Consider the following 14072-nt stretch of genomic DNA (forward strand, 5'->3'; position numbering starts at 1 on the left):
AGGACGGTCATGTCCCGCTCCCTCTCCCTCCCCCAGGCCCCGCCCCGCGCCGCCGCGCCGACCCGGTGGATCTGGTTCGCCGCCTGGCCGGTCACCGCCGTGTTCGTGCTGTCCAACGCCGCCACCCCGCTGTACGTGCTGTGGCAGCGCGAGCTCGGCTTCTCCCGGGGCACGCTCACCGTGATCTTCGCCTGCTACATCGCCGGGCTGCTCGGCTCGCTGCTGGTGTCCGGCGTGGCCGCCGACCGGCTCGGCCGCCGCCGGGTGCTGCTGCCCGCGCTCGGCCTGGCCCTGGCCGCCTGCGCCGTGTTCGCGACCGCCCCCTCGGTGCCCGCGCTGGTCGTGGCCCGGCTGTTCACCGGCGTGGCCGTCGGCGCGGTCGTGTCGGCCGGGATGGCGGCGGTCAGCGACGTGGCCGGGGCCCACCGCGCCCGGCTCGCCGCGCTGCTGGCCTCGTCGGCGATGGTCTTCGGCGCGGGGCTGGGGCCGCTGCTGGCGGGCGTGCTGTCGGAGACCCTGCCGGGCCCGACCGTGACCGTCTTCGCCGTCGAGGCCGTGCTGCTGGCCACCGCCGTCCTCGCCGTCCTGCGCATGCCCCTGCCCCGCCCGGCCGCGCCGCGCGCGGGGGCCTGGGTGCGCGTGCCCCGCGTCCCCCGCGACAGCCGGACGCGGCTCGCGCTGGGCCTGGCCGTCTTCGCGCCGGGCATCACCGCGACCTCGTTCGTGCTGTCGCTGGGCCCGTCGCTGCTGTCGGGCCTACTGGGGACCACCAGCCGGACCGTGGCGGGCGCGCTGGCGTTCGCGATGTTCCTCACCGCCACGGCCGTCCAGTTCGCGGTGCAGCGGCTGGCCCGCCCCACCATCCTGGCCTGGGGCGCGGCGGGCACCGTCGCGAGCATGGCCGCCCTGGTCACCGCCGTGCACGCCGCGTCCGTCCCGGCCCTGGTCGCCGCCGCGCTGCTGGCGGGCGCGGGCCAGGGCATGGGCCAGCTCGGCGGCCTGTCCCTGCTCAACGCCCATGTCCCGCCCGCGCGCCTCGCCGAGGCCAACGCGGCCTTCAACGTCGGCGGCTACCTGCCCGCCGGAATCCTCCCCGTCACCGCCGGTTACCTCAGTGACGCCACCGGCCTCGCCACCGGGGCCACGGTCTTCGGCGCGGTGCTGGCGTCCGTCGCGGCCGCTGGCGGCGTCGCGGTCCTCGCCGCCCGCCGCCGCACGGCCTGATCAGTTCACGCTCAGGGAGTCGAGCACGGTGTTGACGTCCGGCCAGAGATGCTTGTGCGTGTTGGGGATGTCGATCCACAGGAACGAGGGCCGGGGGCGGCCGGTGTCGACCACGGCGACCACCGACAGGTCCATCGTGGCGCGCATGTTCTTCTTCGGCTTGAACCGGACCTCCCGGACGATCACCCAGCCCCTGCGGCCGCCGACCGTGATCGGCTGGGAGGCGACGTCCCGGCCACGGGCGGACTCGTTGAAGCCCATGCTCTGGCGGTAGTCCTGCACGGCCCAGGCCAGGGTGCGCAGCCGGTTCCGCCCCTTGGCCTCCAGCACGAGCTCCTCCTTGACGAACCCCGAGGCGATGACCGCCTCCCACCCGACCTCGCTCTCGAACCCCTGACGGCGGTGGTAGCCGCTGATCTGCGGATCGACCTCGCGGCTGCGGCCCCACTCGCCTCCCAGCGCCAGGTACGACAGGCGGGGGTCGCCGTCGCTCACCCGTCCCACGACCGGGGAGCCCTTCCCCTTGTACCGCCTGACCGGGACCTTCCTGGTCAGGCGGACCTCGCCCGGCAGCATCCCGTTGCCCTGTGGGGGGACCGTCGCCCCGGCGATCGGCTTGCTGTCGGGCCTGGCGAGGCAGTGGGTGGTCGCCCTGTCGCCGAACTGCGAGTCCTGCTCCACCACCCGGTCGCCGATCAGCACGGTGCAGGTGATCTTTCCGGGGCCGGAGTACCAGGACGTCCGGGCGTTCACCGACAGATGGCCGCCCTCCGGGACCCGGACCGTCCGGCGCAGCGGGAGCCTGATGTTCTTGTCCGACTGATCCACGCTGCCGTCGGAGGTGTTGAAGTCGACCTCGGCGGTGCGGCGGTCCCCGGTGACCACGAGGGTCATCATGACGGGCCCCTCCCTCCGCGGCGACTCGACCACGCTCCGGGGGCGCGCTTTCGAACCGCCCCCACCGTCCAGCAGGCCGAACAGGAAGGCGAACACGATCGGCACGACCAGCAGGAAGCCGAAGACGACCTGGAGGACCAGCAGGATGCCGCCCGCCGCCTGCAGCACGGGCGGGAACCTGTCCAGCAGTCGCTGCATACCGGACGACGCGGTGTCGTTATGGGTGCTCACAGCCTGGTTCCTCACACCTGCTCAACGGCGGGTTCGGCGAGCGTCCGCCCGGCTTCCCGCGCCTTCTGGAGGCTGTCGCGCAGCGGCGCCAGCCCGGGCCGGTCGGCGGCGTCGTCGATCTCGGCGGCCGCCAGCTCGTCCCGTACGGCGCGGGCCAGCGACTCCCGCGTCCCCGCGTTGAGCTCCTCCAGCTCCCGCACCGTGCGCCACTCGCGGTACGCCTTGTCGGCGGCGCGGACCCGGGCGGCGTACTCCTCCAGCGCCCGCACCCGCCCGAGCACCTCCGCCGTCGCCTCCCGCGACGCCTTCCGCTGGGGTTCGGACTCCTTCCGGCCCCGCCGACCGGGCGGCACGGCGGCGTCCAGCTCCCGCGCGTTGCGGGTCAGCTCGGCCAGCGACCGCGCGATCTCCCACTCCCGCTGCGGCAGGACGACCGCGTTGGCGGTGTCGTCGAGCAGCCCGGCGGCCTCCACGTCCGACTCCAGGACGGTGGTGACGGCGCTCTGCGCCCGCCACATGAGCCCTCCCGGAACCGCGCCGAACCACGGGCGCAGGTCCCCCTGGTCGAAGTCGGCCTCCAGGTAGTACCGGCCGTGGTGGAGGCGGCCCAGCTCGGCGCGCTCGTCCTTCCCGCCGTGGAGCACCATCAGCACCACCCAGGCGGCGATCTGGAGGACCGTTCCAGCAAGCACGAACTGCTTGAACCCGCCGCTCCACAGGACCACCGCGAGCGCGGACTGAAGGACCGCCCCGACGGCCAGTCCCGGAAGTCCCCGCAGGTAGAACCCGGCCACGGCGGGCAGGAAACCGCACAGCGTCGCCACCGTGACGGCCCCCGGCATGTCGCCGCGCACCCGGTCGCCCCAGGACGACCCGGTCGGCGCCGGTGCGCTCGCGGGCGCCAGGCCCGTCGCGGACTTCAGCAGGAGCGCGCGCTCCTGCTGCGGCAGCGCCGGATCGACCACCGGCCGCAGCGCGTTTCCCATACCCCCGCCCCCCATCAAGATCCCCGGATTCTGGCAGAAAGCACCTCATTCCGGCCAGTACTCCCCAAGGCGCGGGGCGCGGGTCGGCGGTTTTGGAGGATCGTGCCGTCTTCCGAACGGCGTCACCACCCGCTTGCGGAGCTTCCTCCAGAGTTGCCCCGCTCGCCTTGACCACCCCCTGAGCACGGGACGTACCGTCGCCTCACCTTGGAGTCGGCATCCTCCCCGTTCGGCGAACGGGGATTTCAGCTCACGCGAAGGAACGGAGGTGCGCGAGATGAGGTTCGCGGTGCGTCGGCCCGGCATCCCAGAGCCCTTCCCGCGCGGACACGGCATGCCTTGCCGCGTTTCCCACGTTGAGCGCCGCGTTGACATCGGCGTTGCCGACGAACCCGCAGGGCCTGCAACGGAAGACGGCTTGGCTCTCGCGCGCCTTCCGGTCCAGATTCCCGCACGCCGAACAACGCGCGTGGAGCCTCGCGAGGGCGGCCTTGGTCCCGGCCCGTCGCTTCGACCCGGGTCTCGCCCTCGCCAACCGGCGCCGCAGCAGTCGCGGCCGACGGGCCTCGGTCTCGCGGAGGCCCGGGACGTGCAGCAGTTCGCCGGTCGAGAGCGCGGCCGACACCACGACGCCGCGGTCCACGCCGACGACCGAGCCCGTTCCCGGTCCCGCGAGCGGGGGTGGGGCCACGGCGAACGCCATGTGCCGCCGCCCGGCCCCGTCGCGCGTCACACGGTAGGACTTCGCCCTGGGAACCGCACGCGACCATCGGAAGCGGACCCAACCCACTTTGGGGATCCTCGACTGACCGACGTTCCGGGAAGTCCTCCGAACGTTTCCCGGCTTCATGGCCACGATGTGGAAACCCTCGTCCTTCCCGGCTTTACGCCATGTCGGACGCCGGTGCGTTCCCGCGAAGAAGTTCGCCATCGCCAGGGCGAAATCCTTGAGCGCCTGCTGCCGGGCGATGACCGATCCCGTCGCCAGCCACGGTTCGGCCGCGCGTGCCGCGGTCAGCTGACGGCACCGCTCTCCGAAACCAGGCGGGCGTTTCCTGCCCCGCCGCCATCCGGCCCACTGCTCAACAGCCAGATTCCACACGAACCTGGCATGTCGGCAATGCTCCAGCAATGCGGCCTCCTGGATGGGGGTCGGCTGGAGCCGATAACGGGACACGTTCCCACGTTGACCATTTCATCCATCGCTTTCCGCGGAACGTGGAATTCGGCCGATCCCGCCGACAGCGTCACCACCACCCGCCCCGCCGGGCGCGTCGCAGAGAAAAGGTGATCTCTTGACCAGCCGACCGATCTTGACGACCGAGTCCGGTGCACCCGTCGCCGACAACCAGAACAGCGCGTCCGCCGGGCCCGGGGGGCCGCTTCTCATCCAGGACCAGCAGCTGATCGAGAAGCTGGCCCGGTTCAACCGCGAGCGCATCCCCGAACGCGTGGTGCACGCGCGCGGCGCCGGGGCCTACGGGTACCTGGAGGTGACCGACGACGTCACCTCCTACACCCACGCGGCGTTCCTGTCGGAAGTGGGCAAACGGACCGAGGTCTTCCTGCGGTTCTCGACCGTCGCCGACAGCCTGGGCGGGGCCGACGCCGTGCGCGACCCGCGCGGCTTCGCGGTGAAGTTCTACACCGAGGAGGGCAACTACGACCTCGTCGGGAACAACACCCCGGTCTTCTTCATCAAGGACCCGCTGAAGTTCCCCGACTTCATCCACTCCCAGAAGCGGGACCCGTTCACCGGGGTCCAGGAGCCGGAGAACGTCTGGGACTTCTGGTCGCACTCGCCGGAGGCGACGCACCAGGTCACGTGGCTGATGGGCGACCGGGGCATCCCCGCGTCCTACCGGCACATGGACGGGTTCGGGTCGCACACCTACCTGTGGGTGAACGCCGAGGGCCGCGCGCACTGGGTGAAGTACCACTTCAAGACCGACCAGGGCATCCGCTGCCTCACCAGCGAGGAGGCGCAGGAACTGGCCGGCCGGGACGCCAACTCCCACCAGCAGGACCTGCACCGGGCCATCGAGCGCGGCATGTTCCCGTCGTGGACGATGTACGTGCAGCTCATGCCGGTAGAGGACGCGGCCGCCTACCGGTTCAACCCGTTCGACCTGACGAAGGTGTGGCCGCACGCCGACTACCCGCGCGTGCGGGTCGGGCGGCTCGTCCTGAACCGCAACCCGGAGAACATCTTCGCCGAGGTCGAGCAGGCGGCGTTCTCGCCGAACAACTTCGTCCCCGGCATCGGCCCCTCGCCGGACAAGATGCTCCAGGGCCGCCTGTTCGCGTACGGCGACGCGCACCGGTACCGGCTGGGCGTCAACCACACCCAGCTCCCGGTGAACGCCCCGCACGCCGCCGCGGACAACTACGGCCGGGACGGCGCGATGCGGTTCGACGGCAACCGGGGCCGCGCCAAGAACTACGAGCCCAACAGCTTCGGCGGCCCCGCCCAGACCGGCCGGCCCCTCGCCACCGGCTACGAGGTCGCCGGCCCGGTCGGCAACCACGAGCCGGTGGCGCACCGCGAGGACGACGACTTCGTCCAGGCGGGCAACCTGTACCGGCTGATGGACCCGGCCGCGCAGGCCCGGCTGGTCGCCAACATCGCGGGCGGCCTGGCGAAGGTCTCCGACGACGCGATCGTGGAACGCGCGATCGGTCACTTCCACGCCGCCGACCCGGCCTACGGCCACCAGGTCGAGACCGCGGTGAAGGAGCTGCGCGGCTAGCGAGGACCCGGGGCGGCCCGAACCCTGTCCTCGGTCCGGTCGCCCCGCTCCGCTCCGCGCGCCGTACGTACCACGACAGCCACGACGGGACGCGCGGAACCCGGCCGGTGTCGTCCCCTTCACCGGCCCGGCGGCGGCCCCACCCCCTTCCACCCGGGGTGGGGCCGCCGCCGCGTTCCCCGATCCGTTTTCCCCGGCCGGGAGGCTGATGACGTGCAGTTCCGCAGGGTCGTCGCGTTGACGGGGCCGTTCCTGCCGCTGGTGTCGTTCCTGGCCCGGCTGCCCGCGGCGATGGGCCCGATCGGGTCGCTGCTGCTGGTGAACGCGCACAGCGGCATCGCCACGGCCGGGCTGGTGTCGGGCGCGCTGGCGCTGGGCCAGGCGGGCGGCGGCCCGGTGATCGGACGGCTGGCCGACCGGCGGGGACAGCGGCGCGTGGTGCTCGCGGCGTCGGCCGTCAACGGGACGGCCCTCACCGCGCTGGTCCTGGCGGTCCAGGGCGGCTGGCCGCCGCTCGCGCAGGCGGCGCCGGCGCTGGCGGCGGGCCTGTCGGTGCCGCAGATCGGGCCGTTGACGCGCAGCCGCCTGGTACCGCTGGCCGAGGGCGACCCGAAGCTGACGGGGGCGGCGCTGTCGTTCGACGGCACGGTGGACGAGACGAGCTTCGTGACGGGCCCGGCGCTGGTGGGGCTGCTGGCGGTGCTCGACCCGGCGGCGGCGCTGCTGGTGGCGGCGGCGCTGGTCGTGGTGTTCGGGACGGCGTTCGCCCTGCATCCCACGGCCCCGCGCCCGGTCCGCGCCGCCGCGCCGGGGCCGAGGCCGCGTCTGGTCTCGGTCGCGCTGGCGCTGCTGTTCGCGGGGATGGCGTTGCAGGGGCTGGTCTTCGGCGCGATCCAGACGGGTGTGACCGAGCTGACCGAGAAGCTGGGCGCGCCGGAGGCGGCGGGACTGGTCTACGGGCTGATGGGCGTCCCGTCGGCGCTGGTCGGGCTGCTGATGACCGCGCTGCCGCCCCGCCTGGACACCCGCGCGCAGCTCCGCCTGGCCACGGCCGTGCAGTTCGCGCTGGCGCTGGCGCTGCTCGCGGTGGCGGGCCTGACGTCCCTGGCGGTGACGGTCGCGGCCCTGGGCCTGACCATCGCCCCCACCATCATCGCCATGTTCGCGCTGGTGGAGCGCACCGCGCCGGCGGCCCGGCTGGGCGAGGCGATGACGGTGCTGGGCAGCGCGATCATCCTGGGGACCTCCGGCGGGGCGATGCTGGCGGGCCGGCTGGCCGGGACGGCGGGCCACCGCGCGGCGTTCGCCACGGCGGTCGTCTGCGCCGGGGCCGCGGCGGCGCTGGCGCTGCTCACCGCGACCCGCGGCCGGTACCGCGCGCCCGCCCCGGCCCCCGGTGAGAAGATCATCGTGTGACCGACTTCTCCGGGGGCTGGGACAGCGCGGCCGTGCTCGTGGACGGCTGGGTCGAGCGCACCGCGCGCCGTCCCGACGTCGAGCCCCGCCTGCGGGCCGAGGCGCGGCTGCTGCCCTGGCTCGCTCCCCGGCTGCCGCTGCCCGTCCCGGTGCCCGCGATCGCCGGCGGGCCGCCGCTGGTCGTGCGGCACCGGCTGGTCCCCGGCGAGCCGCTGGAGCACCCGGACGCCGGGCACGGCCGCGCCCTCGGCCGTTTCCTGCGGGCCCTGCACGGCACCGACGTCGCGGCGGCGCGGGCGCACGGGCTGCGCGACGTCCGGGAGGAGTTCGCGCAGGATCTGGCGTTGTTCCGGGAACGCGTCGTCCCGCTGCTGCCCGCGTCCGCCCGCACGGCCGGGCTGGCGCTGCTGGAGGCCGCCGACACCGGCGTCACCGACACCGTCGTCCACGGCGACCTCGGCCCCGAACACGTCCTGGTCGAGGACGGGCGGCTGTCCGGCGTGATCGACTTCGGTGACGCGCACGCGGGCGACCCCGCGATCGACCTGGCCTGGACCCTGCACGGCACGCCGGGGGCGTTCGCCGACGCGCTGGCCGAGACCTACGGGGTGACGCCCGAGCTGCGCGAACGCGGCCTGGTGCGGCACCGGCTCGGCCCGTGGTATGAGGTCACGCGCGGGCTGGCCACCGGTGACGGCGCGATGCGCGACGCGGGGCTGGCGGGCGTCCTGGAGCGGCTCACCGCCGCACCCGGATGAGCTGGACCGCCAGCGTCAGCACCGCGAACACCAGGATCGCCACGACCCCGGCGCGCAGCTCCGCCAGCCGCGTCCCGGGCACGATCACCGCCGTCACCACCGCCAGCCCGAACGCCCCGCCGACCTGCAACGAGCTGGTCAGCAGCCCGGACGCCAGCCCCTGCTCCTCGTCCGCGATCCCGCTGGTCCCGGCCACCATCAGCGCCGAGATGCTGAGCGCGAAGCCCACCCCCCACAGCAGCGACGCGGGCACCAGCACCGTCCACAGGTCCGGCTCGGGCCCGACCCGCAGCATCAGCAGGTAGCTCGGGACGAACGCCACCAGCCCCGCCATCAGCACCCGCGTGACGCCGAACCGGTCCATCAGCGTCCCCATCACCGGCCCGACCACGACCACCATCAGCCCGGCGGGCAGCAGCACCAGCGCCATCTGCAACGGCGTCCACCCGTGGAGGTTCTGCAGGTACAGCGCCAGCAGGAACTGGAAGCCCATCGCGCCCCCGTACAGCAGCGCGGCGCTGAGGTTGGCGGTGACCAGGCCGCGGTCGCGCAGGACGCCCAGCCGGACCAGCGGCTGCCGCACGGTGCGTTCGATCATCGTGAACGCCGCGAGCAGCACCGCCGTCGCCGCGAACCCGCCGATCGTCCGCGCCGAGGCCCATCCGGCGTCGGCCGCCGAGCTCACCGTGAAGACCAGCAGCAGCATCCCGGCGACGAGGGTGACCGCGCCGCCGACGTCGAGCCGCACGCGCCCGGCGCGCGGCGGATCCGGCGGCAGCACCAGCAGCGCGCCGACCACCACCAGCACGGCGACCGGGATCGGCATCACGAACGTGGCCCGCCAGTCCAGCGCCGCCAGCAGCCCGCCGACCAGCAGCCCGCCCGAGTAGCCGGACGCCTCGAACACGTTGAAGATCCCGAACGCCCGGTTGCGCTGCGGGCCCTCGGGGAAGGTCGTGGTCAGCAGCGCCATGGCGGCCGGGGCGGTGAACGCCGCCGCCATGCCCTTGACGAACCGCGAGGCGATCAGCAGCCCGGGGTCGTCGACGACCACCCCCAGCAGCGACAGCGCCGCGAACACGCTCATCGCGGTCACCAGCACCCGCCGCCGCCCGAACAGGTCGGCGAACCGCCCGCCCAGCAGCAGGAAGCCGCCGAACGCCAGGATGTAGGCGCCCATCAGCCACTGCGCGGTGGCCGCGCCGATCCGCAGGTCGCGCTGGATCTCCGGGAGCGACACGGCGATCATCGAGTTCTCCAGGCCGTCCAGCATGATCACGCCGCTGGACACCAGCAGCGCGATCCACAGCCGGGCGGGCCAGCGCACGCGCTCCCGCCGCTCCGGGACGGCGTCGACAGCAGTACTCATCGGGGAACCTCCGTCGCGAGCGGCCCCCTCCGGGGCCGTGGTCGAGGCTTCCGCGCCGCCGCGGGGGCTGCCAGACCTCCGTTCCGCGGTCGAACGGCGTTCCTAGTACCAGCAGGGTCAGGATGATCCGCACCGGTTCCGGGTCCGGTCGCCGACAATGGCGTCATGGGTGAGCAACGGGTTGCGGACACGGCGGCGGAGACGGCGGAGGCCGTCGGCCGGGCGATCGATCCGCGCGCCGAGCTGGGCGAGTTCCTGCGCAGCCGCCGGGCGCGGCTGCGGCCGGCGGACGTCGGGCTGCCCGACTCGGGGCGGTACCGGCGGGTGCCGGGGCTGCGCCGGGAGGAGCTGGCGCAGCTCGCCGGGGTGTCGGTGGCGTACCTGACGCGGCTGGAGCAGGGCCGCAGCCCGAACGTGTCGGACGAGGTCCTCGACGCCATCGCCCGCGCCCTGCGGCTGACCGGCGCCGAGCGCGCGCACCTGGAGCACCTGGCCCGCCGCCAGCACCGTCCCCGTCCCGCGCCGCCGCCCCGGCAGCAGGTGCGGCCCGCGCTGCGCGAGCTGCTGGCGTCGCTGGACGGGGTGGTGCCCGCCTACGTGGCGGGGCGGCGTTCGGACATCCTGGCCTGGAACCCCCTGGTCTCGGCGGTGTTCGGCGACTGGGACCGGATGCCCCCCGAGGAGCGCAACTGCGCCCGGCTGATCTTCCTGAACCCCGACTACCGGGCGCTGTTCGTGGACTGGGAGGCGCAGGCGGCCGAGATCGTGGCGGCGTTGCGGCTGGACGCGGGCCGCCATCCCGACGACCCCCGGCTGGTGCGGCTGGTGGGCGAGCTGTCGGTGAAGAGCGCGGACTTCCGCCGGCTGTGGGCCCGGCACGACGTCAAGGAGAACGCCCACGGCCTCAAGCACCTGCGCCACCCGCTGGTCGGTGAGCTGAAGCTGTCGCTGGAGACGCTGCGGCTGCCCGCCGACCCCGACCAGGCGTTGATCCTCTACCACGCCGCGCCGGGCTCGCCCACCGCCGAGAACCTGCGGCTGCTGGCGAGCTGGGGCCCGGACGCGACGTCCGCCCCGCGCGCCTAGCCGAGCATCCCGCGCAGGAACTCGGTGACCGCCAGCCGCAGCTCCTCCGGCGCCGGGTCGTCCCCGGCCCCCGCCAGCGCGTCGAACATCACCCCCTCGGCGAAGGCGACCAGCATCCGCCCGTGCCGCACCGGGTCGGGCGATCCGGCCCCGGCGACCAGCATCACGGCCGCCCGCCGGAACGCCGCCCCGCTCGCGTCGTAGACGGCGCGCAGCTCGGGCCGCCGGTTGGCCTCCAGCGCCAGCTCGTACCGGGCGAGCGTGCGCCGCCGGTCCTCGGTGAGCTGGACGTGCAGCAGCCCCGCCACCACCTCGACGACCGTCTCCCGGTCCCCGCCCTCGGGCAGGTCCGCGGCGGCGAACAGGCGCAGCTCCAGCTCGGTGAGGCGGGCCATGACCAGTTCCAGCAGGGCGGCGCGGGTGCGGGCGAGGTTGGAGGTGGACCCGGCGGGCAGCCCGGCGGCCTCGTCGACCGCGCGGTGGGTGAGGCCGCGCAGCCCCCGTTCGACGATCAGCGTGATGGCGGTCTCGGCGACCAGTTCGGAGCGCGATGGGGAAGTCACCCTTGCAGACTACACCTGTAGTGGAGTAGGACTACAGGTGTAGTCTTCGAAAGGACGGAATGATGCCTCACGCGATCGTGGTCGGCGGCGGGGTGGGCGGGCTCACCGTGACGGCGGCCCTGCACCGCAAGGGCTGGACGGTCACCCTGTACGAACGCGCCGCCTCCCTCGAACCGGTCGGCTCCGGCCTGGCGCTCGGCCCGAACGCCCTGCGCGCCCTCGACACGATCGACGCGGGCGACGCCATGCGGAAACTGGCGGCGTTCCAGGGCGAGGGCGGGTTGCGTTCGTGGAGGGGCGGCTGGCTGAACCGCACGACGGCGGAGACGGCGGCGGCACGGTACGGAGATCCGACGGTGGTGTCGCTGCGCAGCGCGCTGGTCGACGTCCTGCTCGACCGCGTCCCGCCGGACTCCCTGCGCCTGGGCGCCGAGGTGGAGTCGGTGGACCCGGAGACCGGCGAGGTGGTGACGGCCGGCGGCACCGAACGCGCCGACCTGGTCGTCGCCGCCGACGGCATCAACTCCCGCGTCCGCGCCGCCCTGTTCCCCGGCCATCCGGCCCCGCGTTCGGTGGGCCTGACCGCCTGGCGCTTCCTGACCCCCACCATCCCCGACCCGCGCCCCACCGAGACCTGGGGCAGGGGCCGCGTCTTCGGCGTGATGCCGATCGCGGACGGGGAGATCTACTGCTACGCGACGGCCCCGGCCGCCCCCGGCACGACGGTCCCCGACGAGAAGGCCGAGCTGAACCGCCTGTTCGGCGACTGGCACGACCCGATCCCGACCCTCGTGGCGAACGCCGACCCGGCCCGCGTCCTGCGCAACGACATCCACGACATGGCCGAACCGCTCCCTTCCTACCACCACGGCCGCGTCGCGGTGCTGGGCGACGCGGCGCACCCGATGACGCCGAACCTGGGGCAGGGGGCGTGCCAGGCGATCGAGGACGCGGTCGTCCTGGCCCACGAGGTGACCGACGGCGGCGGCCTGCCCGCCTACACCGCGGCCCGCCTGCCGCGCACCACCGGGATCGTGCGCCGTTCCCACAACCTGGCCAGGCTGAGCGGCCTGTCGGCACCGCCGCTGGCCGCACTGCGCGACACGGCCGTCCGCGCCGCGAACCTCCTGGGCCCCGGCGCGCTGCTGAAGCAGGCGGACTCCCTCTTCATGTGGCAGCCTCCGCGGGCATGAGGCGCCACGTCTTCCTGGACGCGGACGGGACGATCGGAGAGGACGGCTGGTTCGGGGCGGTGATCGAGGCCCCGACCGGCGTCGTCTACGTCCAGCAGTACGGCGGAACGGCCTGCCTCCAAGGCCGGGCGGAGGGCTACTACGTTCCGCTGGGAGCCTGGGACCCGGCGACCGACCGCAACACCCTGCGCGAGCTACGCGAGATCTTCGAACGCGACCTGAAAGGCACCGGCCTCCCCGGAGCACCCACCGGGGACCTGCTGACCCGCATCGAATCCGCCGTGGAGGCCACGGTCTTCTGGCCGTCCACCCCGACCGCGAACGTCGACAACACCCGCACCCACCTGCGCCTGGACGAGTCCCGTCTCATCGACCTGGACGAGGCGTGGATCCCGATCGTCACCCCGGACGGCCCGGGCGTACTGCTCTGGTGCAACTCGGACTGAAAACCCGTTGCCGCCGCCACAGACGATCTTGAACAGTGCCCGCATGACCTATCCCGACCCGACCCTGGCGAAGCACATCCTGATCGAGCGCTCCACCACCCCGGCCCCCGTTCCTCCGGACGCCCTGGCCTACACCCATCTGGTGGGCGAACGGGACGGCACCGTCCTCCACTACTCGCAGTGGCCGGACGAGGGGTCCGCCGCCGCGTTCGCCAGGGCCCGTCCGGAGGCGAGGGCGTTCACCCTCTACCGGAGCTCGCAGATCTCCGCCACCACGACCCCGACCGGCTGCGCCGTCCTGGCCCGCGCGGTCTTCGACTCCCCCGACCCCGACCGCCAGCGAGCCTGGATGGACGCCCTGCTGTCCCTGGAGACCGACGACCCCATGCCCGGCCTGCTGGCGGCCCACTTCCACCTGAGCGAGGACGGCACGGAGATCATCAACTACGCCGCCTGGACCTCCCGCGAAGCCCACCGGGCGGTGATGGAGGCCCCCTCCACCGACGACGACCCCCTGGCCGCCGAATGGGAACGCCTCTACACCTGGCCAGGCCTGATCCAGGCCGAGGCCCAGCGCTTTCACCCGTTGTGAGGCGTGCCGGTGGTCAGCCAGCGGCGGACGTCGGTCATGGCCGTGCCGCCGCTGTCGGTGTCGATGGCGGCCGCCAGGTCGGCGATCGAGATCTCGGCCAGTGCCCGGGCCCAGGCGTCCTGGGCGGCCGCCATGGCCCGGGCGATCGCGCAGGGGCGGGTGCACTCCTCGGCGGGAACGCCCAGCGGTCCCTGCTGCCGGATCTCCGTGCACCGGTAGGCGGGCTCGGTGCCGTCGATGGCCCGCACCACCTCCAGTGCGGTGATCGCGGACGCGGGCCGGGTGAGGGTGTAGCCGCCGACCTGGCCCGGTGTGGAACGCACGATGCCCGCGCGGGAGAGCGCCTGCAACTGCTTGGCCATGTACGCGGGCGGCGTGCCGTGCAGTTCGGCGAGACGCGCCGCGGGCACCGGGGAGTCGCTCTGGCTGAGCGTGACACAGCCGTGCAGCGCCCACTCCACCCCGTTCGACAGCTTCATGGCCCCAGCCTACCGAACTCGGATAGCGAGTGTCCGCGTTGTGATATATCTCGGATAGTTTCTGTCCGAGATCATTGGGAGG

At 73.7% G+C, this 14072-nt stretch carries 14 protein-coding genes; 8 read left to right on the forward strand and 6 right to left on the reverse strand.

Annotated elements, in window-relative coordinates; translation table 11 throughout:
• The first annotated feature begins 9 nt into the window (after nt 1-9).
• A complete protein-coding gene (locus tag AKI01S_RS04275; RefSeq protein WP_067812414.1) occupies nt 10-1224 on the forward strand; it encodes an MFS transporter in 1215 nt (404 codons plus the stop codon).
• Here AKI01S_RS04275 and AKI01S_RS04280 read toward each other — a convergent pair whose 3' ends face one another.
• The 3 genes from AKI01S_RS04280 to AKI01S_RS48770 all read right to left on the reverse strand — a co-directional run bounded on the left by AKI01S_RS04280 (nt 1225) and on the right by AKI01S_RS48770 (nt 4515).
• The gene (locus AKI01S_RS04280) at nt 1225-2352 is read right to left on the reverse strand and encodes a hypothetical protein (RefSeq protein WP_157419654.1); all 1128 of its coding nucleotides are present in this window, start codon (nt 2350-2352) and stop codon (nt 1225-1227) included. It abuts the gene before it with no gap.
• An 11-nt stretch (nt 2353-2363) separates the two neighbouring features.
• Nucleotides 2364-3338, reverse strand: coding sequence for a hypothetical protein (locus AKI01S_RS04285; protein WP_067812416.1), 975 nt, complete (start codon nt 3336-3338; stop codon nt 2364-2366).
• 250 nt (nt 3339-3588) lie between these two features.
• Nucleotides 3589-4515: an RNA-guided endonuclease InsQ/TnpB family protein gene (locus AKI01S_RS48770; protein ID WP_083998875.1), complete on the reverse strand. Its 927-nt coding sequence runs from the start codon at nt 4513-4515 to the stop codon at nt 3589-3591.
• Nucleotides 4516-4633: 118 nt separating this feature from the next.
• On the opposite strand from AKI01S_RS48770, the gene AKI01S_RS04290 reads away from it, so the two are divergent.
• The 3 genes from AKI01S_RS04290 to AKI01S_RS04300 all read left to right on the forward strand — a co-directional run bounded on the left by AKI01S_RS04290 (nt 4634) and on the right by AKI01S_RS04300 (nt 8262).
• On the forward strand, nt 4634-6088 hold the full coding sequence (locus tag AKI01S_RS04290; RefSeq protein WP_067812417.1) for a catalase: 1455 nt from the start codon (nt 4634-4636) through the stop codon (nt 6086-6088).
• A 213-nt stretch (nt 6089-6301) separates the two neighbouring features.
• A complete protein-coding gene (locus tag AKI01S_RS04295; protein ID WP_067812418.1) occupies nt 6302-7504 on the forward strand; it encodes an MFS transporter in 1203 nt (400 codons plus the stop codon).
• Nucleotides 7501-8262, forward strand: a complete 762-nt coding sequence (locus AKI01S_RS04300; protein WP_067812419.1) for a phosphotransferase — start codon at nt 7501-7503, stop codon at nt 8260-8262. The genes AKI01S_RS04295 and AKI01S_RS04300 overlap by 4 nt, the downstream gene beginning before the upstream one ends.
• Here the strand turns inward: AKI01S_RS04300 and AKI01S_RS04305 are convergent.
• A complete protein-coding gene (locus tag AKI01S_RS04305) occupies nt 8243-9631 on the reverse strand; it encodes an MFS transporter (RefSeq protein WP_067812420.1) in 1389 nt (462 codons plus the stop codon). The genes AKI01S_RS04300 and AKI01S_RS04305 overlap by 20 nt on opposite strands.
• Before the next feature lie 165 nt (nt 9632-9796).
• Here AKI01S_RS04305 and AKI01S_RS04310 point away from each other — a divergent pair, with 165 nt between their 5' ends.
• Entirely contained in the window at nt 9797-10717 is a 921-nt protein-coding gene (locus AKI01S_RS04310) for a helix-turn-helix transcriptional regulator (RefSeq protein ID WP_067812421.1), read from the forward strand.
• Here the strand turns inward: AKI01S_RS04310 and AKI01S_RS04315 are convergent.
• Entirely contained in the window at nt 10714-11280 is a 567-nt protein-coding gene (locus AKI01S_RS04315) for a TetR/AcrR family transcriptional regulator (protein WP_067812422.1), read from the reverse strand. The genes AKI01S_RS04310 and AKI01S_RS04315 overlap by 4 nt on opposite strands.
• Nucleotides 11281-11342: 62 nt before the next feature.
• On the opposite strand from AKI01S_RS04315, the gene AKI01S_RS04320 reads away from it, so the two are divergent.
• Genes AKI01S_RS04320 through AKI01S_RS04330 form a run of 3 tightly spaced genes read left to right on the forward strand, consistent with a single transcriptional unit; the run spans nt 11343 to nt 13511 of the window.
• Entirely contained in the window at nt 11343-12473 is a 1131-nt protein-coding gene (locus AKI01S_RS04320) for an FAD-dependent monooxygenase (protein ID WP_067812480.1), read from the forward strand.
• Complete coding sequence (locus tag AKI01S_RS04325; RefSeq protein WP_067812423.1) at nt 12470-12919, forward strand: DUF6210 family protein; 450 nt, start codon at nt 12470-12472, stop codon at nt 12917-12919. The genes AKI01S_RS04320 and AKI01S_RS04325 overlap by 4 nt, the downstream gene beginning before the upstream one ends.
• A gap of 43 nt (nt 12920-12962) precedes the next feature.
• Complete coding sequence (locus tag AKI01S_RS04330; RefSeq protein ID WP_067812424.1) at nt 12963-13511, forward strand: antibiotic biosynthesis monooxygenase; 549 nt, start codon at nt 12963-12965, stop codon at nt 13509-13511.
• On the opposite strand, the gene AKI01S_RS04335 is transcribed toward AKI01S_RS04330, so the two are convergent.
• Nucleotides 13499-13990: an RrF2 family transcriptional regulator gene (locus AKI01S_RS04335; protein WP_067812425.1), complete on the reverse strand. Its 492-nt coding sequence runs from the start codon at nt 13988-13990 to the stop codon at nt 13499-13501. The genes AKI01S_RS04330 and AKI01S_RS04335 overlap by 13 nt on opposite strands.
• Between the last annotated feature and the right edge of the window lie 82 nt (nt 13991-14072).

The sequence above is a fragment of the Actinomadura kijaniata NBRC 14229 genome, assembly GCF_001552175.1.
Lineage (GTDB): Bacteria > Actinomycetota > Actinomycetes > Streptosporangiales > Streptosporangiaceae > Spirillospora > Spirillospora kijaniata.